Here is a 17,894-nt window from a genome sequence, read left to right as displayed (position 1 = left end):
GATCATGAGGAACGCGAAGGAGAGGAAACATGAACCGGTTGCTGGAAATTCGCACCTACCGCCTGAAGCCGGGAACCTTGCACGCATTTCATCAGGCCATGCACCAGCTCGCCGCTCCCATGATCCGTGCGCACGGAATGGACGTCGTGTATTACGGCCGTTCCGATCACGAAGAAGAGAGCTACTGTCTGGTGCGTGCCTATGCCGATCGCCAGTCGCTGGAGACGGAACAGGCAGCGTTCTACAACTCGACGGAATGGCGTGAAGGCCCACGCCAGGCGCTCGTCGTGCACATCGAGACGTACCTCAACACGTTGCTGTGGATGGGTGACGACGCCGTCGAAAGCCTGCGCATGCTCAATCCGTCGTGACGGTCGGCCGCGCGTGAGCGCATAACGGCGAACACGGCCCGCACAACCACCGGCCCGCGTTCGCCATTCCCCCGCTTACCCGCGCCGCAGCGGCCGGAACCCGGCACGCACTTCACGCGCAAACAGCTCCGGCTCTTCCCACGCCGCGAAGTGCCCGCCCTTGTCGACTTCGTTGAAGTAGATCAGGTTGTGATAACTGCGCTCGGCCCAGCTACGCGGCGCTTGATAGATCTCCCCCGGGAACACCGTAATCGCCGCCGGCAGCGAGATGTCCACCGCGTTGAAGTTGTTCGAGTGATCCTCCCAGTAGATCTGCGCGGCCGACGTCGCGGTGTTCGTCAGCCAGTACAGCGAGATGTCGTCGAGAATCTCGTCGCGCGGAATCGAGCGCTCCGGCACGCCACCGCTGTACGTCCACTGCGAGATCTTGTCGTACATCCACGCCGCCTGCCCTGACGGCGAATCCGCCAGCGCGTAACCGACCGTCTGCGGCCGCGTGACCATCATCGCCGAGTAGCCGCAGTTGTCGCGATAGAACGTCGCGAGCTTCTCGTACGCGGCCTTCTCGTTCGGCGACAGCGAAGCCGGCGCGGGCGAATCGGTCGCGAGCAGCGTCGCGATATCCGGCGGCACCGTCGCCGGCATGTTCACGTGAATCCCGGCCAGGCCCTGTACGCGCTGCATCGCCATCCGGTGCGAGATCACCGAGCCGCAGTCGCCGCCCTGCGACACGAAGCGCGCATAGCCGAGCCGCGCCATCAGCTCGCCCCATGCACGCGCGATGTGATCGGAGCCCCAGCCCGTCCTGGTCGGCCGGCCCGAGAAACCGAAGCCCGGCAGCGACGGCACGACAACATGGAACGCATCGTCCGCGCTCGCGCCGTGCGCGGTCGGGTCGGTCAACGGGCCGATCGCCTTCAGCAGCTCGAAGATCGAACCGGGCCAGCCGTGCGTCATGATCATCGGCATCGCGTTCTCGTGCCGCGAGCGCACGTGGATGAAATGAATGTCGAGCCCGTCGATCTCGGTGACGAACATCGGGAACCCGTTCAGGCGCGCCTCGCCCTTGCGCCAGTCGTAGTCGGTGCCCCAGTAGCGCAGCAACGCCTGCATGCGCGCGAGCCGCACGCCCTGCGATTCGTCGGCGACGGTCTCGCGGCCCGGCCAGCGCGTCGCCGCAATGCGGCGGCGCAGGTCGGCCACGGCTTCATCGGGAATGTGCGCGGTGAACGGGCGTATGCCGCTCGCGCCGGTCGCGGCATGCAGCGCGGTAGGCAGCATCGCCGAGACCCCGGCGGCCACGGAAGTGGCCAGCAGGTGGCGACGCATCGGGGAAAACGGTGTGGAAGACATCGTTCGGCATCTCCTTTCGTGAAGTGGAAAGTGAACATGCCGCGCGCGGGATCGCGCCCAGGCTTTCAGTCCGGCGCGCCCTCGTCACGCGGCGTCGCCCATTTGAAAGGTCTGATGTATCCCGGATTTGTCTGATTTGTACGCGTTTGTAGCCTTGCACCGCGAGCGGCCCGCGCCGCCGCTCGCTCGTCGATTGCGACGCTCAGAGCGCCTTGACGATCGCGCCGTCGACGCGAATGTTCTGCCCGGTGATGTAGCCCGCGCCGTCCGACAGCAGGAACGCGACCGTCTTCGCGATCTCGCCCGTCTTGCCGAAACGGCCGGCCGGAATGCGCGCGACGATCTCCGGCGTTTCCGGCCAGCTGTCGATGAAGCCCGGCAGCACCGCGTTCATCCGGATGTTCTCGGCCGCATAGCGTTCCGCGTACAGGCGCGTCCACGCGCTCAGCGCCGCACGCAGCGCCGACGACACCGGCATCGGCTGCTCGGGCGCGTCCGCCGCGAAGCTCGAGATGTTGACCACCGCGCCGCCGCCCTGCTTCTGGAAAACCGGCGTCACGCGGCGCATCACGCGCACCACGTTCAGCAGGATCAGGTCGAGCCCCGCGTGCCAGTTGTCGTCGGTGATCGCCAGCAGGTCGCCCTTCGGCGGATGGCCGGTGTTGTTCACGACGGCGTCGATCCGGCCGTAGCGCGCGACCGTTTCCTGCACGAGCTTGTCGATATCGGCTTCTTCCGTCACCGAGCCCTGGATGCCGAAGCCGCCCAGCTCCTCGCCGAGCGCCACCGCGCTGCCCGACGGCGACATCAGCGCGACGCGATAGCCCGTCGCCGCCAGTTCGCGCGCGATCGCCGCGCCCATGCCCTTGCCTGCCGCCGTGATCAACGCCACTTTTTCTACAGTCACGATTTGCTCCTCGTTCCGATTCTGCCGCCGCGCAGCCGCCATTCGGCGCGCCATGGTGGTAATGTAGGCGCATCAATTCCAGCTGTCGAACCAGTATTTCTGCCGCCAGCCGATAGTTTTTCTACAGCCTGACGATGCCGCCACGCCCTTCCCGCCTGCCGCCGCTGAATGCGCTTCGTGCGTTTGAAGTCTCCGCACGGCACCTCAATTTCCGCGCCGCCGCCGACGAGATCGGCGTCACGCAGGGCGCCGTCGCGCAGCAGGTGCGCCACCTCGAGGACGTGCTCGGCCTGAAGCTGTTCGAGCGACTGCCGCGCGGCCTGGCGCTCACGCACGACGGCGCCGCGTATTTCTCCGACGTGCAGCGCGCGCTGCACGCGATCGCCGACGCGACCGACAAGCTCGTGAAGCGGCGCGCGGCGCTGACGATCAGCACGACGCCGTCGTTCGCGTCGAAGTGGCTGATCCCGCGGCTCGCGCACTTCACCGACGCTCATCCCGACTACGACGTGCGCGTGATCGCCGATCCGCAGATCGCGACGTTCCGCCACGACGGCGTCGATCTCGCGATCCGCTACGGCAAGCCGCCGTTCGGCAAGCATCTCGTCACGCATGCGCTGTTCCCGCTCGATGTGTGTGCGGTGTGCAGCCCTGCCGTGCTGGCCGCCCCGGCTTCACCGCGTGCGCTCGCCGGTCAGGTGCTGCTGCACGATGCGCACGACCTGTGGCCCGAGTTCCTGGAAGCGATGCCCGACCCCGTCGACATCGATCCGCACAAGGGGCTGCGCTTCAACCAGACGTCGCTCGCGATCGATGCGGCCGTCGCCGGCCAGGGCATCGCGCTTGCGACCGATCCGCTCGTCGAGCGCGACCTCGCCGCCGGGCGGCTGTGCAAGCCGTTCGATTTCGCGTTTCCGCTGTCGATGGGGTTCTATCTCGTGTATCCGGCCGAGCGCCGTGACGACGATGCGATTGTGGTGATGCGCGAGTGGATGACCGGGCAGGCGGCGTCGGACGGGCGGCCTTGAGCGGCTTGAGCGCCTCGAACGTGCTGCGTCAGCGTCAGGGGGCGATCCAGCGCGCTGCGTAGCCGCTTTTGCCGTACAGATCGAACACCGCCCGACGATGCTCTGCTCGCGCAAGTTCGAGCCAGTCGATGCGCGTGACCGTCATGCGGATCAGGCAGAAATTTTCGTAGCCGTCGCCGGTTGGCGCGGTGCCGTCGATTTGCGCTTCTTCCGGTGAGTCGATCACCGTGCCGGGCGGCAACGGCGCGCGATACAGCAGCAGCGTATGCGGACGGCTCGATTCCCAGATCGCACGCCGTTGCGCTTCGTCTTCGCAGATCGACGCAACGCCTTCCGCGCGAATCTGCACGAGCGCGTCCAGATCGTTCGCGACGATCGAGATGCGCGGATCGCGGCGTAACTCGGCGACTTTCTCCGAACGCGCATCGGTATGAAACGACAGCACGCGATCGGCACGGCTCACCTGACGCAATACGATCGTCCGCACCTTCGGCGCGCCATCGAGGCCGAGCGTGGCCGCCTGCAGCATCGTGAACGGCGAGCGGTTCATGCTCACGCCGGATTCGAGGCAGGACCAGACGCGGTCATACGCTTGCGCGAGCGATTCGGAAGTCGGGTCGGACATGAGGAGGCGGCGGCGATCGTCGGTGTTTCGATCGCGGAAGCTTACCCGTTTGTTCGAGCGACGGCTCGCGTGCGACGCGAGCCGCCGTGCTTGTGCCGCTCAGTTATAGCCGAGCACGACCGGCGCGGCGTCGCCGGCATCGGTCGCCGGCTCCGCGCCGAAGCGGCCGAGCACGTCGGCTACATACTGCGGCCCGGCGCTGATCTGCGACGAGCGATGCTTGGCCGGCCGCTTGTCGCCCGCGCCTGACGCTGCGCCGATCGATGCCGTTTCGTTGACGGTGATATTCACGTTGATGTCTCCTCACGCGGCCAGCGCCGCACCATACGCGCGCACGAGGCGCGCGACGCCTTCCCGGATCGCATCGACGTCCGGCGCGGCGAACGACAGGCGCAGCGACGCTGCGTCGACGTTGTCCGCGAAGAACGCCTTGCCGGGCACGAACACGATCTTGTTGGCGATCGCCTGTTGCAGCAGCACGTCCGACGACACCGCGCCGATCCGCGCCCACACGAACATCCCGCCTTCGGGACGATGGAATTCGATCGCATCGCCGAACCCGTCGCGCAGCGCGTCGCACATCGCGTCGCATTTGCGCTGGTACGCGGCCGTGATGCGCGGCAGATGGCGTTCGAGCGCGCCGTCGGCCAGGTATTCGGCGGCGGTGGCCTGCGTCCACGGTGTGCTGCACAGATCGACCGTCTGCTTCGCGATCACGCAGCGCCGCGTGATCTCGGCCGGCGCGATCGTCCAGCCCACGCGCAGCCCCGGTGCGACGATCTTCGACAGGCTCGCGAAATGCACGATCCAGTCGCGCGCGCCGTCCACTTCCCCGGCCAGCGCGAGCATCGACGGCACGGCTTCGCCTGCGAAACGCAGGTCGCCGTACGGATCGTCCTCGATGATCAGGAAACGGTATTGCACCGCGAGACGCAGCAGCTTCAGCCGGCGCTCGCGCGTGAGCGTCGCGCCGGTCGGGTTCGCGAAGGTCGGGACGGTGTAGAGCAGCTTCGGCTGCGCGATCGCGCCGGACGCGAGCCGGGCCGCGAGGCGATCGACGTCGAGGCCTTCGCCGTCGACGGGAATCGTCACGATGCGCGCCTGTTGCAGACGCATCGCCTGCAGCGTGGCCGGATAAGCCGGCTGTTCGGTCAGCACGACGTCGCCGGGCGACACCATCACGCGCAGCAGCAGGTCGAGGCCTTGCTGCGAGCCGGTCGTGACGAGCAGTTCGGCCGGTGTGCACGCGACGCCGCGACGCGCCATCAGCCCGATCAGTTGCTGCTTCAGTTCGGCGAGGCCGTCGGTCGGGCCGTATTGCAGGCAGCGCACGGGCTGCGCGTACGCACGTTCGGCCGCCGCGTTCAGGCCGTCGACGTCGAACAGGTCGCTGGCCGGATAGCCGCCCGCGAAGGAAATCATGCCCGGTTCGGACAGGTACTTGAACAACTCGCGGATCGGCGAGCCGGCGGGGTTTTGGAATGAGGGAGTGAACGCGTACATGTCGTCGTGAGCTGGAGGGCGCGGACGGCCGGGATAGCCGTCAAGTGCCGGCCACCGCGGCGCTTCTGGCGCCACGGCGGTGAATTCGAGCCACGATTGTCGATAGTCATTAAGGGCTCGGCAAACGATATCTATGCACTAGGTCTTGCGGTTTGGTCATTAAATGGAGGGCTGCGGGCGGCACGGAATGCGGATTTGATGCATGTTTCGGGCATGCGCTTCCCAGGCTCACGCATTCCCGCGCATGTCCTGCACGGCCGCTTCCGCCGCCTGGATCCCGGAGAGCATGGCCGTGGGTACGCCATACCCCGGGAATGTCGTTTGTCCGCCCAGATAGAGGCCCCGCAGCCCTGTCCGATGCGGAAAGAACTTGTCAGGCGTCGTGCCCGGCGCAATCCCGTAGAGCGCCCCTTCGTACAAATGCCGTCCGCTCGCGAAATCCTGCGGATCCGCGACGCGGACACGTTCGATGCAGAGGCCGGGAAGATGCGCCCGTAGCGCATTGAGATAGTCGCCGACCGCAGCCTCTGTCATCGCGCTTGTCCATTCCGATGCGGCGTGGATGCCCGTCGCCGGCGCATACAACTCCAGCACGGTCTTGCCGTTCGGCGCCAGCTCCGGCAACACCAGCGACGGACAGGTATAGGCAAGCCAGTGAGGCACGCCAGGCGTCGATGCGTGCAAGGCCCCCTGCTGCCGCATCGCTGGAACGCGATTGGTGATGAAGGCGCGCGGCGGCACCGCGCCCGAGCCGCCCACCTGAATCGAGATCGCACGATGCGACAGCGGTGCCGCGCGAGCCTTGTGCGCCAGCCCCCGCGGCACCGCATGGTTGGGCAACAGGTGGCGCACCACGTCGAAACCCGAACACGTCGCGACGACGCAATCTGTCGAGATGCGCTCACCGTCGGCAAGCACGATGCCCCGGGCGGCTCCGTTCTCCACGATGATTTCGCGGACATGGGCACCGAACCGGATCGGCACCGACCGTCTGGACAGTTCGCGCGTCATGGCGGAACTGATCGCGCCCATGCCTGCACGGGGTAGATGGAACCCCTCTTCCAGCATCGCAATCAAGCCAATGATCTGCGTGGCCGGAAGACGATCGGGGGCTTGCCCGGTATAGAGCAGCGTCGAGGCAACAGCCGCCTGCAGGTCTGCATCGGCAAAGTGCGCTTCGATCAGGCGACTGGCGTGCCCGCTCATGCGCGGCAGGTAGCGCCACAGTTTGCTCAACGTCCGCAGGAGCGAAGGCTCCTGCGGCAGCACTTCATCAACCAGCGTACGGTAGACGGGCCCCCATTGCCGCTGGAGCCTGCCAAGGCCGTCACGCAGTTGCCGTGTCCGCGAATCCGCCCGATCGCCTTCCACATAGGACGCATCGGCGCTGGACAGATGAACGGCCGTTTCATTCTCCAGATGCGTGACGTGAGGTCGCTCGATGGCCACCATCGGAACGTCGCGATCGAAGTCGAGACCGAGGCGCTGGAAAGACGCGCGAATCAGCGACGGCACCGCGACATACATCGCGCCGTTGTTGAACGTGAAGCCGTCGCTCGTCGCGGTGGAGCAGCAACCACCTGCTTCGTCCGATGCTTCCACGACGACGACCGATCTGTCGTTGCGTGCCAGCAGCAGTGCAGCGGACAGGCCGGCGAGGCCTGCACCGATCACGACGGCGGGCTGTTTGTCATTGCGCGTCATGCGATCCCTCACGCCATGATTCGCGTGTGTCGGGAAACGTGTGACGGGCATGCCAATTGCCATCCATTCGAATCAGCCGGACCGAGTTGAGGCCGAGTGGATCGGGCGCAATCCCCCGCATGCGCGACCACAGTTCAACCCAGACGGGCGCGCAGGTGACGGCGATCACGTAAGGATCATCCGGCCCGTTCGGAAACCAGGTGAACAGCGACTCCTTCCAGATGCGTTGCTTCAACGCGGTATCTGCGGAGACGACCGGAACGGTTCCGATCGTCACGTATCCCCGGTCGGCCATACTGAGAAAGGACAGGCTGATCGCACTCCCCCGGCAAATCTCCAACGCTTTACGCGTTCTCGAGTCGGTCATGAATCGAATCGTGAGGTCGTTCCCGATTTCCAGGATTTCGACGACCCTGGAGTTGATCTGACCGGACGCGTCGTTCGAAGACACAAAACAGAGCGTGCAGTTGCTGACGATTTCACGTGCTTGTTGAAAGAGCTGGTCGGCATTCATGGCGATGTTGGACAGCGTTTCGGAAGACACTCTAGAACCGGGAAGATCCGGCAAACGAAAGTACGCTGACGCCGCTTTCACGAAAGCGGTTTGGCGGACGACAACGCGTCGGCGCCCACCTTCGCGGAATCAACGTACGAGATGGCATGCAGGCCCGCGCCAAGCGCGAACACTGCCGCGAGGATCCAGCTCAGGCGCGTTCTGGCAAACAGCACGGGTTGTGCAATCGCTCTCAGCAACCAGAATCCGCTGCCTGCCAGCGCGAGCGGCCCCTGGCTTGGCGTGGCAGCCAGGACAAGCGATGCCGCGTAGACAACGAACACGTAACTCAGCATCACGTTAAGTGTCTGGGTAATGCCCTGATTGAGTCGCCCGCTTTTCTCCAGAGACCGCGGCCACTTGAACCAGCGCCAGAAGGTCAAATGGAACAACGCGAAGCCGAGGTCGTACAGCGCGCTGAGTGAGGTCGATAGCGTTTGATGCACTGACGTCGCTCCAATGGCGGGTGTTGAACATCGAGGGTTTCGCGTGGCGTCGGCCTGGCACGGTATCGGTCGGCTCTGCAGGAAACGTCATTTTATGCACTTTGTGCAACTGTATACGTCGTGCATTATTTTGGCAACATGCGTCGACGATGTTCTCTGGCATTTCCATGCACGCCGTTTCGCCGGACACAACGCGGCCTCATGGGCCTTGAGGTCGTGACAGTTGTTGGAGGTGGCAGTGCGTGTGAGTCGCGGCGTTCGCAGCGATGGCCAGGGTGGTATCGTCCCGGCGGTCAGTCGCGTTTGGGAAACGACTGCGTCGCAGTCGCTAGAGCCGCATCAGGCAGCTCTTGAAAGGGGTATAGCGGCGACGGTCCCGGTCAGGATCGGGGTCCGGCCACTCTCGCAGCGCCAACGGCTGCAGTTCGGCGTGATCGTTCGGGTAACGTCGTTGACGTGAAGGTACCAGATGGCGCTCGAGTACGGCCTCGATCGCATCACCTTCTATGACAACACTGGGGAGGGCAAGATGTCCGTCCCTTCCGCGACTGTTGATTGGATGCGGGCACGCATGCCGTTCCTCAACTAAATCGCTAGTGCAAGTCGTCGACGATGCGCGGACAGATAACGGCGGCAGCCAAGGAACGCCGCGCAGCGCACGTTCGGCCGCGTGTCGCCCGGTACGACGTCGATCTACGTGTTGCCGCAAGAGGCTCTGATGCGCCGCAACGCGGCGAAGTATCACTCGAGGCCCACGCGCGAATCCAGAATCGTGGGCCGCATCGCATCAACGCGACGAGCACCCGTGCAGCAGGACCATTCTCAGCGAAGCCATATTGGAATTCTCGCCGCGACCCAATCGAGCGTGGTGGGCGGCATCGAGATCGACCTTTCACTGTCGTATTCATCCGATGCGTCGAAGTAGATCAACTTTTCCTTACGGATGGTGAGCGATTCCTCACCTGACCGACCATCCCAAAAAACTGAAAACAGTCGGATGGCAAGCGTCGATCCATGCGCATCGGTGACGACGAGCTTGACCTGCTCATTCTGATCTGCAAAAAAGCCATTGCCGCGGGCACCACTTCCGCAAACGTTGATGATGTATGTTGTTCCGTCAATCTGTTTGATACCGCCATTCATCTTGACGTTGTAGTTGAAGCGCTGGCAATCGGTATCGTCAGTCATGATCCCGCGAAAGCCGACCAGGTAGATGAACGCAAAAAAACGAGCGTGACGATCGCCAGACCGACACGCTTCGATCGGCTGAACCGGTTGAAATTTCTGACAAGCCTGTACAGGTAGAACCCGAAGAGGATCGACGTGATGGCGAAGATCGCGTGCTTCGTATTCATGGCCGCGACAAGTATGATCCCGTTCCTCACGTTGAGCGGCAAGAACAGCCACCCGATATCGACAACCAGGTATATGGCGATCACAGACAAGGCCACTTTGACGATGGTCATGGTCGCTTTCATTACTCGGCCGGAATGGTCCTGTATACGGTGTCAATTTTCAGAATGATCGGCTTGTCCAGCTTGATGAGTTTGGGCTTACTGTAGACCATGAAGTCACCGCCACGATTACGCACCGACCTCCAGTGCCGGTATGTCTTGTTATGCACTGGCCAGTAGACATCCTTCGCCCGAAATTTCCGAAAGCGAACACACCCGACAACGCCCGAGTAACATCTCCAATGCTTTCCGGAATATAAAAGTCGCGGCTCCATCTGGTAATACGCGACTTTTTTGACAACTGGCATGGATGGATAGCACCTCTGAATGAACCGGCGCCAAAACAATCGATGCTCAAGTACGTCCGCAATAGTAATTAAAACAACTGTTAAAACAGTCCGATTAGACGAAAGTCGTGAAGATTGGGACAACAAATAAGGGGCGATTGATATGGGTGGCCTTGTCTCTGGCCGCTCCAACTTCGCGTTCTCGATCTCGATCTCGATTGTCGTCTTGTCGAGCCATTGAGGCGACCGTCACTGTTTCCAGGCGTATCGGGCAGGCGCAGAGAGCACTTCCTCGCCTGCGGTTCAGCCGGAACCTTGACTGCCATTCCGCCGCAACAGAATCCGCGCGTTCACGCCAGCGTCGTCAAGGATGGAACCTGCAGCGAATTCGCCAGAACTTGATAAAGTGACCTGAGCGGCCCGCATGATCCAGTCCGCTTTTCTTCGTCGGCGCGCGTACGCATCCAGACACGGCGGAAACATCGCGCACAAGCCGAACTCAACGATCGACGACACGACCAACCTGGAGAGGTCACATGGGGTACGTCATACATCAAGAAGTCCCGTCAGTATCCACGTACATCGAGACTCGCCTTGCTGCAGGATTGAGCCGAAAATCCGGGCAGGCCGCAACGCTCGGTTTGAAGAATGGCCTCTTCAGCGTCGTGGCGTACTGGGGGAGCGCTCCGGTCGGAATCGGCAGGGTGATCGGCGACGGCGGCTGTTTCTTCGAGATCGTGGATATCGCAGTATTGCCGGCTCACCAGAAAAAAGGCGTGGGCGATCTGATCATGCGAGCGCTCATGCGCTACATCCACGAGAATGCGCCGCCGACCGCCTATGTCAGTCTGATGGCGGATCACGGGACGCCGAAGTTCTACGAGCGCTACGGCTTCCAGCCGTCGGTGCTTCCCGAGAAAGCGGGCATGTTTCTGCGCATTGAATGACACCGGCAATGCTCAGAGATCTCCGCGCACCTCACCGGTTCCCAGCGCGCTCCGCTGCCGGTTGACTTCCGCCCAAAGCGCATCGCTGTCGTCAGCGCGCAGCAGGACCATGCAGTCCAGCTGATTGTCGGTCACGCCGAAGTATTCCAGGATTTCCCGGCGAACCGCATCGACGAACTGCGCGTATTCCGGGCTTGCCTGTGCCTGCGCGTGCAAGGCGTCGTACGCTGCATCGTCCGCGTCGCTGTCATGCTCGTCGATGTAGCGCGAGATCCACTGGTCCAGTTCGCGGTCGTAATCGGCCTCGGCGCGCATCGCCTGTACAGCCGTGTAGAGATCCAATTGGGCAAACGCGGCGATCGCCGCCGTTGTCGCCTCGTCGAAGGTCGTCGTCATTCCATCTCTCATCTTGGTCATGGCACATCGTCGCACACGCCGAATGCCGACAAACGCGGGGCGGCCGTTGCCGCCCCGCTCCCGCCAATCGATCAGCCCGCCACACCCCGATTAGCCTCGATCACCGTCAGCGCGGCCATATTCACAATCCGCCGCACGGTCGCGCTGGAAGTCAGGATGTTCACAGGCGCATTGACGCCCAGCAGGAACGGCCCCACCGCCACATTGCTCCCCGCCTCGGTCTTCAGCAGGTTGTACGCGATATTCCCCGCATCCACATTCGGACAAACCAGCAAATTCGCCGCCCCCTTCAACGGCGACATCGGCAGCAGCTTCGCACGCAGCCCTTCATCCAGCGCACAGTCGCCATGCATTTCGCCATCGGCCTCGATATCCGGCGCCTGCTCCCGCACGATCTCCAGCGCCCGGCGCATCTTCACGCCCGAAGCCGCGCTCCCTGACCCGAAATTCGACCGCGACAGCAGCGCAACCTTCGGCGTCAGGTTCAGCCATTCCATCTGCCGCGCCGCCGCGATCGTGAACTCCGCGATCTGCTCCGCATCGGGGTTGTCGTTGACGTGCGTATCCACCAGCGCGACCGTGCGCTGATCGAGCAGCAGGATGTTCATCGCCGCGTAGGTCGACGCGCCGGGCTTCTTGCCGATCACTTCGTCCACGAACCGCAGGTGATTGTGATACTCGCCCACCGTTCCGCAAATCATCCCGTCCGCATCGCCGAGCTGCACCATCATCGCGCCGATCAGCGTCAGGCGGCGGCGCATTTCCACCCGCGCCATTTCCTTCGAAATGCCGTCGCGGCACCGCAGTTCCCAATACTTCGTCCAGTACTGCGGGAAGCGCTCGTCATATTCCGGATTGGTCACTTCGACGTCCTGACCGAGTCGCAGACGCAGGCCGAATCGCTCGATGCGCGCCAGCAGCACCTCCGGACGCCCGACCAGAATCGGACGCGCGAGCTTCTCGTCGACGATCACCTGCACCGCACGCAACACGCGCTCGTCCTCACCTTCGGTGAACACGATCCGCGCCTTGCCGCCGTCACGCACCAGCTGACGCGCGGTCGCGAACAGCGGCTTCATGAACGCGCCCGAGTGGTAAACGAACTGCTGCAGCTGCTCGACATACGCGTCGAGATTCGCGAGCGGACGCGTCGCCACGCCGCCTTCCATCGCCGCCTTGGCCACGGCCGGCGCGATCCGCACGATCAGGCGCGGGTCGAACGGCTTCGGAATCAGGTATTGCGCGCCAAACGACACGTCGTACGCGCCATAGGCCGCCGCGACGACTTCGTTCTGCTCTTCCTCGGCCAGCCCCGCGATCGCGTGAACCGCGGCGATTTCCATTTCGCGCGTGATCGTCGTCGCCCCCACATCCAGCGCGCCCCGGAAAATGTACGGGAAGCACAGCACGTTGTTGACCTGGTTCGGGTAGTCCGAGCGGCCCGTCGCGATGACGACATCGTCGCGCGTCTCGTGCGCCAGTTCCGGGAAGATTTCCGGCGTCGGGTTGGCCAGCGCGAGAATCAGCGGACGCGCCGCCATCGCCTTCAGCATCTCCGCCGTGAGGATGCCGCCGACCGACAGCCCCAGGAACACATCCGCGCCGCCGATCACCTCGGCAAGCTTGCGCGCATCGGTTTCCTGCGCGAAGCGCGACTTGGCCGGGTCCATCAGCGTGGTGCGGCCGCGATAGACGACGCCTTCGATGTCGGTCACCCAGACGTTTTCCACCGGCAACCCGAGGTCGACCAGCAGGTCCAGGCACGCCAGCGCGGCTGCGCCGGCGCCCGACGTCACGACCTTCACTTCCTTGATGGACTTCCCGACGACCTTCAGCCCGTTGATGAACGCGGCGGAAACGGTGATGGCCGTGCCGTGCTGATCGTCGTGGAAGACGGGAATCTTCATGCGTTCGCGCAGCTTCTGTTCGACCGTGAAGCATTCCGGCGCCTTGATGTCCTCGAGGTTGATGCCGCCGAACGTGGGTTCGAGGCCCGCGATGATGTCGACCAGCTTGTCCGGATCGGTCTCGTTGATCTCGATGTCGAACACGTCGATCCCGGCGAACTTCTTGAACAGGACAGCCTTGCCTTCCATGACCGGCTTCGATGCGAGCGGGCCGATGTTGCCCAGGCCGAGCACCGCCGTGCCGTTCGTGATCACGCCCACCAGGTTGCCGCGGCTCGTGAAACGGTGCGCCTGCAGCGGATCGGCGGCGATCGACTCGCACACGCTCGCCACGCCGGGCGTATAGGCCAGCGCCAGATCGCGCTGAGTCACCAGCGGCTTGCTCGCCACGACCGAGATTTTCCCGGGGGTCGGAAACTCGTGATAGTCGAACGCGGCCTGCTGCTGTGTCTCTGTCTGTTTCATGTTTTGGGTCCCGGCGTGGGCGCCAGGCCAGTCCCGGCGCGATCCATGAAGGTGATTCTAGGGATCCGCCATAACGTGATGATTCTGTTTTAATATCGGTCCATCACTTTTTCATGATGAATACATGACCAGTCAATGACTTTTGACGCAAACGACGTGGTCAGGCGGCTGGGCGCTCGTCTGAAGATTCGGCATCTGGTGCTGTTGCTGCAGATCCAGCAGCACGGGTCGCTGACGCGCGTCGCCGAGCACATGGCCAGCAGCCAGCCAGCCGTGACGAACGCGCTGTCCGAGCTGGAGAGCATGTTCGGCACGCCGCTGTTCGAGCGCTCGTCGCGCGGCATGCGGCCCACCGCGCTCGGCGCGGTCGTGCTCGAGCGGGCGAAGGCGATGATCAAGGATCTCGATCACCTCGCCCGCGAGATGGAGGCCGTCGCCGCCGGGCATGCGGCCCATCTGCACATCGGCGTGATTCCGTTCATCTCCGGGCACATGCTGTCGGCCGCGCTGAAGCGGTTGCAGGCACGGATGGAGCGACGGCTGACCGCGACGATTCACGAAGGCACCAGCGATCAGCTGCTGCTGCAGCTCAGGGATCACAGCGTCGATATCGTGATCGGGCGCGCGTCGTCGGCGATCGATCTGGGGCCGGTTTCATTCGAAGTGCTGTACCAGCAGCAACCGCGCATGATCGCGAGCCGGCGTCTTGCGGCCAAGCTCGCGCGCACGCCGCTGGACTGGCACAAGCTGCACGCGCTCGACTGGATTCTCGGCGCGCCGCATACGCCGATGCGGGAACAGGTGGCCGACCTGTTCCTGTCGGCCGGCATCGCGCCGCCCGTGCCGATCGTCGAAAGCTACTCGTCGAAGCTGATCGGCGAAATGATCGCGTCGAGTGATGAGGCCGTGTCGATCGTGCCGGCCGATATCGCGGAAGAACTGGTGCGGATTGCGGGCGTGGCGATCGTGCCTTACTCGCTCGTGTGGACGCTTCCGCCGATTGCGCTGTTCACCCGCTCCGCCGATTCGCATTCACCCGCGCGGGATCTGCTCGTCGATGCGCTGCGCGGGGTGTGCAAGGAGACGTACGGGGAAGCGCAGCGATAAAGGCATCTTGCGCTGAAGGCCAATCAACGCGATCGACCGGAACAGCACGTTGTCATCCGCGAAACCGGCATTGGCCTGAACCATCGATTCCGGCTGAATAGCCGGACCGCGTTCACGGCCCGGCATGGCCGGACTCCGTCGCGTACGTGTCACGATAGTCCGACGGCGACATGCCGTAACGCCGCCGAAACACGCGCCCGAACGCAGCCTGCGACGCGTATCCCGCTTGCTCGGCGATCTTCGAAATGCGCAGCGTCGACGAGGCAAGCAGGTGCGCGGCAAGGTCCATGCGCCAATTCACGAGATAGCGCATGGGTGTCTCGCCCATGACATCGACGAACTTCTGGGAAAACGCGGAACGCGACTGCCCCACCCGCCTGGCCAGCTCCGGAACACTCCATTCGTAGCCGGGATCGGCATGCAACAGCGACAGCGCCCGATTCACCGCGGGGTCGCCCAGCGCAGCGGCCCAGCCGCGCCTGGCCGGATCGCCGCTTGCCATGTGACGCCGGATCAGCCAGATGAACATCAGCTCCGCCGTCTTCGACAGCATGACTTCGCTGCCCACCGACGGCGCCTGAAGTTCGAGATCGATCGCGCCGATCGTCGTCGGGATCCATTGGGTTGACGGTCCGGAACCGGCTTCGGCTTGCTCGCATCCCCGCACGGCCATCACGTCCGGCAAACCACGGGCGAGAATATCGCCGCCGACGCCGTCGAACGTGAACGCGATGGTCACGATCCGCACGCCGGCCGGGCGCGGATCTCCAGGTGCCGCCGCGTGTGGCCGCGCGTCGATACGATGCGGCTGCCCTTTCATCAGCGCGACCACATCGCCGGACGCCAGTACGACGACCTCCCCGCTTCCGTTCACCACCAGCCTGCATGTGCCCTGCTGGACAGCATGGATGAACACGTCACTGCCTTCGAACACACTCGGCGCCGCGACGCCCGGACACGTCAATACGCTCACTCGACCGCGCACGCGCGCACGGGCATAAATCTCCGAGAACACATCTGGCGAATGCATCGAACGTCCTTGCGGTATGGGATGAGACTTCTCGCGCTTCGTGGCGTCTCGGCATAATCTTCGGCGTTTTGGCCGTAGATCCGACGGATACGCCATTCGATAATTTCAGCCGGCGTCGCCCGTCGCCCGATTCATCGAACGATCGGTCCGGCTGATGGGCGCTTGCCGATTATCAGCAGTCCGAACGCACAGCATGTCACGAATCGTCGCAAGACATTCGAACATTCGATCTCTACACTGAGGAGCATCTCGATGAACACCACGCCGACAATCTTGCTCGTCCATGGCTTCTGGGGCGGTGCCGCGCATTGGGCCAGGGTCATTGTCGAACTGAGCCGAAAAGGTCATCGGTCGATTCGCGCAGTCGAACTTCCGTTGACGTCGCTGGCCGATGACGTCGATCGTACCCGGAAAATGATCGCGCAGATTCAAGGCCCCGTTCTGCTCGTCGGACATTCGTACGGCGGGGCCGTCATTACCGAGGCCGGCAACGCGGACAATGTCGCGGGGCTTGTCTACATCGCCGCCTTCGCACCGGACGCCGGCGAAAGCCCCGGCGCAATCACGCAGCAGCATCTGCCGGCCGCGGCAGCCAACCTCGCGCCGGACAGCGATGGCTATCTGTGGGTCAAGGCGGACACGTTCCACGAGAGCTTTTGCCAGGACCTCGGCGACGACGACGGGCTCGTCATGGCCGTCACGCAAAAGGCCCCGCTGGCGAGCACCTTCGGCGACGCGATCACGTCGCCGGCGTGGAAGGTCAAGCCGTCGTGGTATCAGGTCTCCAGCGACGACCGGATGATCGCGCCGGAGAATCAACGGCGCATGTCCGCGAGAATGAATCCACGCAAGGTGATTACACTGCCGGCCAGTCACGCGTCGCTCGCGTCGCATCCTGTGGAAGTGGCCGCGCTGATCGACGAAGCGGCGGCCAGCGCTACCCGCTGACATGCTGCATTGACCGTCGTGCGATGCCCCCGGGCGGATGGGCTTCGGGGGCACGCAAGCTACTTGCTGGCCGCGAGGCGGCGCAGGATTTCCGCACGCTCGGCGGCGAGCACGCGATCCGAGCCGTCGCCCCGGCTGTAACGCTTGGTCGTGCGGTAGGAGAAGCGCTTCTTGTACTGACTGGTCGCGGGATCGAACGCCCACGCGTCAACGTCGAAGAAGTGCTTGCCGAAATGATCCTCGTCGTCGCCCCAGACAAAGTCCGCGCGGACAAACAGCGGATACGGCGAAACATCCGGCAGCTTCCACATCGCGCGATCGGCGGACTCCGTTTGAGTGACTTGCGGCATCAGGTTCTCGATCTTGCCGTTCGCGCCGATACGCAGGATCGCCACGCGCTCCAGCATTCCGCTGCCGCCACCCGAGAACATCCCCGAGAAGAACACCCACGAGCCACCCGATGCGATCGGCAGCCGTTCGGACCGTGGATCCAGACCGAACTGGTACAGCTCCTTCGAAGAATGGGGAAGCGGCACCGGCGGCATCTCGAAGCACGGCGCATGGTCGGGGAGCACGCAAAGCTTCACGCCGGACAGCGGGAGGCCATCGCTATCGACCTTGCCTTCCGCCTGCGTGAAGCGCGGGAACGCGGATTCGGCGGATGCCGCCCGAACGGAGGCGATACCGACGACAGCCATGCCCAAGCTCACCGCGAGCGTTTTACCGATCCAGCGCATACACCACCCTCTCTCATTTTTTGAATGACGGAGATTGTCGATGATTCGATCATTCCTGTCGAACAGGCAGTGGCGGCGGACAACGCTACCCACCCGACTGGCTGA

The 17,894-nt window shown here is 63.7% G+C and carries 20 protein-coding genes; 5 read left to right on the top strand and 15 right to left on the bottom strand.

What is annotated here, in order from left to right:
• Positions 1-29: 29 nt before the first annotated feature.
• Complete coding sequence (locus tag BLA15945_RS22200; RefSeq protein ID WP_059237675.1) at positions 30-371, top strand: NIPSNAP family protein; 342 nt, start codon at positions 30-32, stop codon at positions 369-371.
• Positions 372-446: 75 nt separating this feature from the next.
• Here the strand turns inward: BLA15945_RS22200 and BLA15945_RS22195 are convergent, their stop codons facing one another.
• Together BLA15945_RS22195 and BLA15945_RS22190 are read right to left on the bottom strand one after the other, a co-directional pair.
• Positions 447-1,724: an epoxide hydrolase family protein gene (locus BLA15945_RS22195; protein ID WP_174993390.1), complete on the bottom strand. Its 1,278-nt coding sequence runs from the start codon at positions 1,722-1,724 to the stop codon at positions 447-449.
• Positions 1,725-1,926: 202 nt separating this feature from the next.
• Complete coding sequence (locus BLA15945_RS22190) at positions 1,927-2,631, bottom strand: SDR family oxidoreductase (RefSeq protein WP_059240817.1); 705 nt, start codon at positions 2,629-2,631, stop codon at positions 1,927-1,929.
• Positions 2,632-2,765: 134 nt separating this feature from the next.
• Here BLA15945_RS22190 and gcvA point away from each other — a divergent pair, with 134 nt between their 5' ends.
• Positions 2,766-3,659 (top strand): transcriptional regulator GcvA, encoded by an 894-nt coding sequence (gene gcvA / locus BLA15945_RS22185; RefSeq protein ID WP_174993389.1) that lies wholly within the window; start codon positions 2,766-2,768, stop codon positions 3,657-3,659.
• Positions 3,660-3,693: 34 nt separating this feature from the next.
• Here gcvA and BLA15945_RS22180 read toward each other — a convergent pair whose 3' ends face one another.
• From BLA15945_RS22180 to BLA15945_RS37715, 9 genes are all read right to left on the bottom strand, one after another.
• The gene (locus BLA15945_RS22180) at positions 3,694-4,284 is read right to left on the bottom strand and encodes a pyridoxamine 5'-phosphate oxidase family protein (protein WP_174993388.1); all 591 of its coding nucleotides are present in this window, start codon (positions 4,282-4,284) and stop codon (positions 3,694-3,696) included.
• Positions 4,285-4,383: 99 nt separating this feature from the next.
• The gene (locus tag BLA15945_RS22175; protein ID WP_174993387.1) at positions 4,384-4,575 is read right to left on the bottom strand and encodes a hypothetical protein; all 192 of its coding nucleotides are present in this window, start codon (positions 4,573-4,575) and stop codon (positions 4,384-4,386) included.
• 12 nt (positions 4,576-4,587) lie between these two features.
• A complete protein-coding gene (locus tag BLA15945_RS22170) occupies positions 4,588-5,787 on the bottom strand; it encodes an aminotransferase-like domain-containing protein (RefSeq protein ID WP_174993386.1) in 1,200 nt (399 codons plus the stop codon).
• Between the two features lie 228 nt (positions 5,788-6,015).
• Positions 6,016-7,491 (bottom strand): phytoene desaturase family protein, encoded by a 1,476-nt coding sequence (locus tag BLA15945_RS22165; protein WP_174993385.1) that lies wholly within the window; start codon positions 7,489-7,491, stop codon positions 6,016-6,018.
• Entirely contained in the window at positions 7,478-8,035 is a 558-nt protein-coding gene (locus BLA15945_RS22160) for a pyridoxamine 5'-phosphate oxidase family protein (protein ID WP_174993384.1), read from the bottom strand. Before BLA15945_RS22160 ends, BLA15945_RS22165 begins: the two co-directional genes overlap by 14 nt.
• Before the next feature lie 47 nt (positions 8,036-8,082).
• Entirely contained in the window at positions 8,083-8,490 is a 408-nt protein-coding gene (locus BLA15945_RS22155) for a hypothetical protein (RefSeq protein ID WP_174993383.1), read from the bottom strand.
• A gap of 822 nt (positions 8,491-9,312) precedes the next feature.
• The gene (locus BLA15945_RS37725; protein WP_233464274.1) at positions 9,313-9,678 is read right to left on the bottom strand and encodes a hypothetical protein; all 366 of its coding nucleotides are present in this window, start codon (positions 9,676-9,678) and stop codon (positions 9,313-9,315) included.
• Positions 9,675-9,956, bottom strand: a complete 282-nt coding sequence (locus BLA15945_RS37720; protein WP_233464272.1) for a hypothetical protein — start codon at positions 9,954-9,956, stop codon at positions 9,675-9,677. The genes BLA15945_RS37725 and BLA15945_RS37720 overlap by 4 nt, the downstream gene beginning before the upstream one ends.
• Positions 9,957-9,967: 11 nt before the next feature.
• Positions 9,968-10,219 (bottom strand): DUF6402 family protein, encoded by a 252-nt coding sequence (locus tag BLA15945_RS37715; RefSeq protein WP_233464276.1) that lies wholly within the window; start codon positions 10,217-10,219, stop codon positions 9,968-9,970.
• Between the two features lie 548 nt (positions 10,220-10,767).
• Between BLA15945_RS37715 and BLA15945_RS22145 the strand changes: the two genes are divergently transcribed.
• Complete coding sequence (locus BLA15945_RS22145; RefSeq protein ID WP_174993382.1) at positions 10,768-11,178, top strand: GNAT family N-acetyltransferase; 411 nt, start codon at positions 10,768-10,770, stop codon at positions 11,176-11,178.
• Positions 11,179-11,190: 12 nt separating this feature from the next.
• Here the strand turns inward: BLA15945_RS22145 and BLA15945_RS22140 are convergent, their stop codons facing one another.
• A complete protein-coding gene (locus BLA15945_RS22140; protein WP_059240818.1) occupies positions 11,191-11,574 on the bottom strand; it encodes a hypothetical protein in 384 nt (127 codons plus the stop codon).
• A 92-nt stretch (positions 11,575-11,666) separates the two neighbouring features.
• On the bottom strand, positions 11,667-13,967 hold the full coding sequence (locus BLA15945_RS22135; RefSeq protein ID WP_023475384.1) for an NADP-dependent malic enzyme: 2,301 nt from the start codon (positions 13,965-13,967) through the stop codon (positions 11,667-11,669).
• A gap of 135 nt (positions 13,968-14,102) precedes the next feature.
• Between BLA15945_RS22135 and BLA15945_RS22130 the strand changes: the two genes are divergently transcribed.
• Positions 14,103-15,074, top strand: coding sequence for a LysR substrate-binding domain-containing protein (locus tag BLA15945_RS22130; RefSeq protein ID WP_174993381.1), 972 nt, complete (start codon positions 14,103-14,105; stop codon positions 15,072-15,074).
• Between the two features lie 112 nt (positions 15,075-15,186).
• On the opposite strand, the gene BLA15945_RS22125 is transcribed toward BLA15945_RS22130, so the two are convergent.
• Positions 15,187-16,104 (bottom strand): helix-turn-helix domain-containing protein, encoded by a 918-nt coding sequence (locus tag BLA15945_RS22125; protein ID WP_174993380.1) that lies wholly within the window; start codon positions 16,102-16,104, stop codon positions 15,187-15,189.
• Positions 16,105-16,356: 252 nt separating this feature from the next.
• Between BLA15945_RS22125 and BLA15945_RS22120 the strand changes: the two genes are divergently transcribed.
• Complete coding sequence (locus BLA15945_RS22120) at positions 16,357-17,052, top strand: alpha/beta hydrolase (RefSeq protein ID WP_059237688.1); 696 nt, start codon at positions 16,357-16,359, stop codon at positions 17,050-17,052.
• Positions 17,053-17,111: 59 nt separating this feature from the next.
• Here BLA15945_RS22120 and BLA15945_RS22115 read toward each other — a convergent pair whose 3' ends face one another.
• Positions 17,112-17,789, bottom strand: coding sequence for a hypothetical protein (locus tag BLA15945_RS22115; RefSeq protein ID WP_059237689.1), 678 nt, complete (start codon positions 17,787-17,789; stop codon positions 17,112-17,114).
• Positions 17,790-17,894 lie beyond the last annotated feature (105 nt).

Source organism: Burkholderia arboris (assembly GCF_902499125.1).
GTDB classification, from domain to species: domain Bacteria; phylum Pseudomonadota; class Gammaproteobacteria; order Burkholderiales; family Burkholderiaceae; genus Burkholderia; species Burkholderia arboris.
The sequence above is the reverse complement of the archived record's forward strand: the minus strand, read 5'-3'. Positions and strand labels throughout refer to the sequence as shown.

Excerpts from the sequence above, each read along its gene's own strand:
- BLA15945_RS22200 (WP_059237675.1), top strand. The coding sequence starts at position 30 with ATGAACCGGTTGCTGGAAATTCGCACCTACCGCCTGAAGCCGGGAACC.
- BLA15945_RS22195 (WP_174993390.1), bottom strand. The coding sequence starts at position 1,724 with ATGTCTTCCACACCGTTTTCCCCGATGCGTCGCCACCTGCTGGCCACT.
- gcvA (WP_174993389.1), top strand. The coding sequence starts at position 2,766 with ATGCCGCCACGCCCTTCCCGCCTGCCGCCGCTGAATGCGCTTCGTGCG.
- BLA15945_RS22180 (WP_174993388.1), bottom strand. The coding sequence starts at position 4,284 with ATGTCCGACCCGACTTCCGAATCGCTCGCGCAAGCGTATGACCGCGTC.
- BLA15945_RS22170 (WP_174993386.1), bottom strand. The coding sequence starts at position 5,787 with ATGTACGCGTTCACTCCCTCATTCCAAAACCCCGCCGGCTCGCCGATC.
- BLA15945_RS22165 (WP_174993385.1), bottom strand. The coding sequence starts at position 7,491 with ATGACGCGCAATGACAAACAGCCCGCCGTCGTGATCGGTGCAGGCCTC.
- BLA15945_RS37725 (WP_233464274.1), bottom strand. The coding sequence starts at position 9,678 with ATGACTGACGATACCGATTGCCAGCGCTTCAACTACAACGTCAAGATG.
- BLA15945_RS37720 (WP_233464272.1), bottom strand. The coding sequence starts at position 9,956 with ATGACCATCGTCAAAGTGGCCTTGTCTGTGATCGCCATATACCTGGTT.
- BLA15945_RS37715 (WP_233464276.1), bottom strand. The coding sequence starts at position 10,219 with ATGGAGCCGCGACTTTTATATTCCGGAAAGCATTGGAGATGTTACTCG.
- BLA15945_RS22145 (WP_174993382.1), top strand. The coding sequence starts at position 10,768 with ATGGGGTACGTCATACATCAAGAAGTCCCGTCAGTATCCACGTACATC.
- BLA15945_RS22140 (WP_059240818.1), bottom strand. The coding sequence starts at position 11,574 with ATGACGACGACCTTCGACGAGGCGACAACGGCGGCGATCGCCGCGTTT.
- BLA15945_RS22135 (WP_023475384.1), bottom strand. The coding sequence starts at position 13,967 with ATGAAACAGACAGAGACACAGCAGCAGGCCGCGTTCGACTATCACGAG.
- BLA15945_RS22130 (WP_174993381.1), top strand. The coding sequence starts at position 14,103 with ATGACTTTTGACGCAAACGACGTGGTCAGGCGGCTGGGCGCTCGTCTG.
- BLA15945_RS22125 (WP_174993380.1), bottom strand. The coding sequence starts at position 16,104 with ATGCATTCGCCAGATGTGTTCTCGGAGATTTATGCCCGTGCGCGCGTG.
- BLA15945_RS22120 (WP_059237688.1), top strand. The coding sequence starts at position 16,357 with ATGAACACCACGCCGACAATCTTGCTCGTCCATGGCTTCTGGGGCGGT.
- BLA15945_RS22115 (WP_059237689.1), bottom strand. The coding sequence starts at position 17,789 with ATGCGCTGGATCGGTAAAACGCTCGCGGTGAGCTTGGGCATGGCTGTC.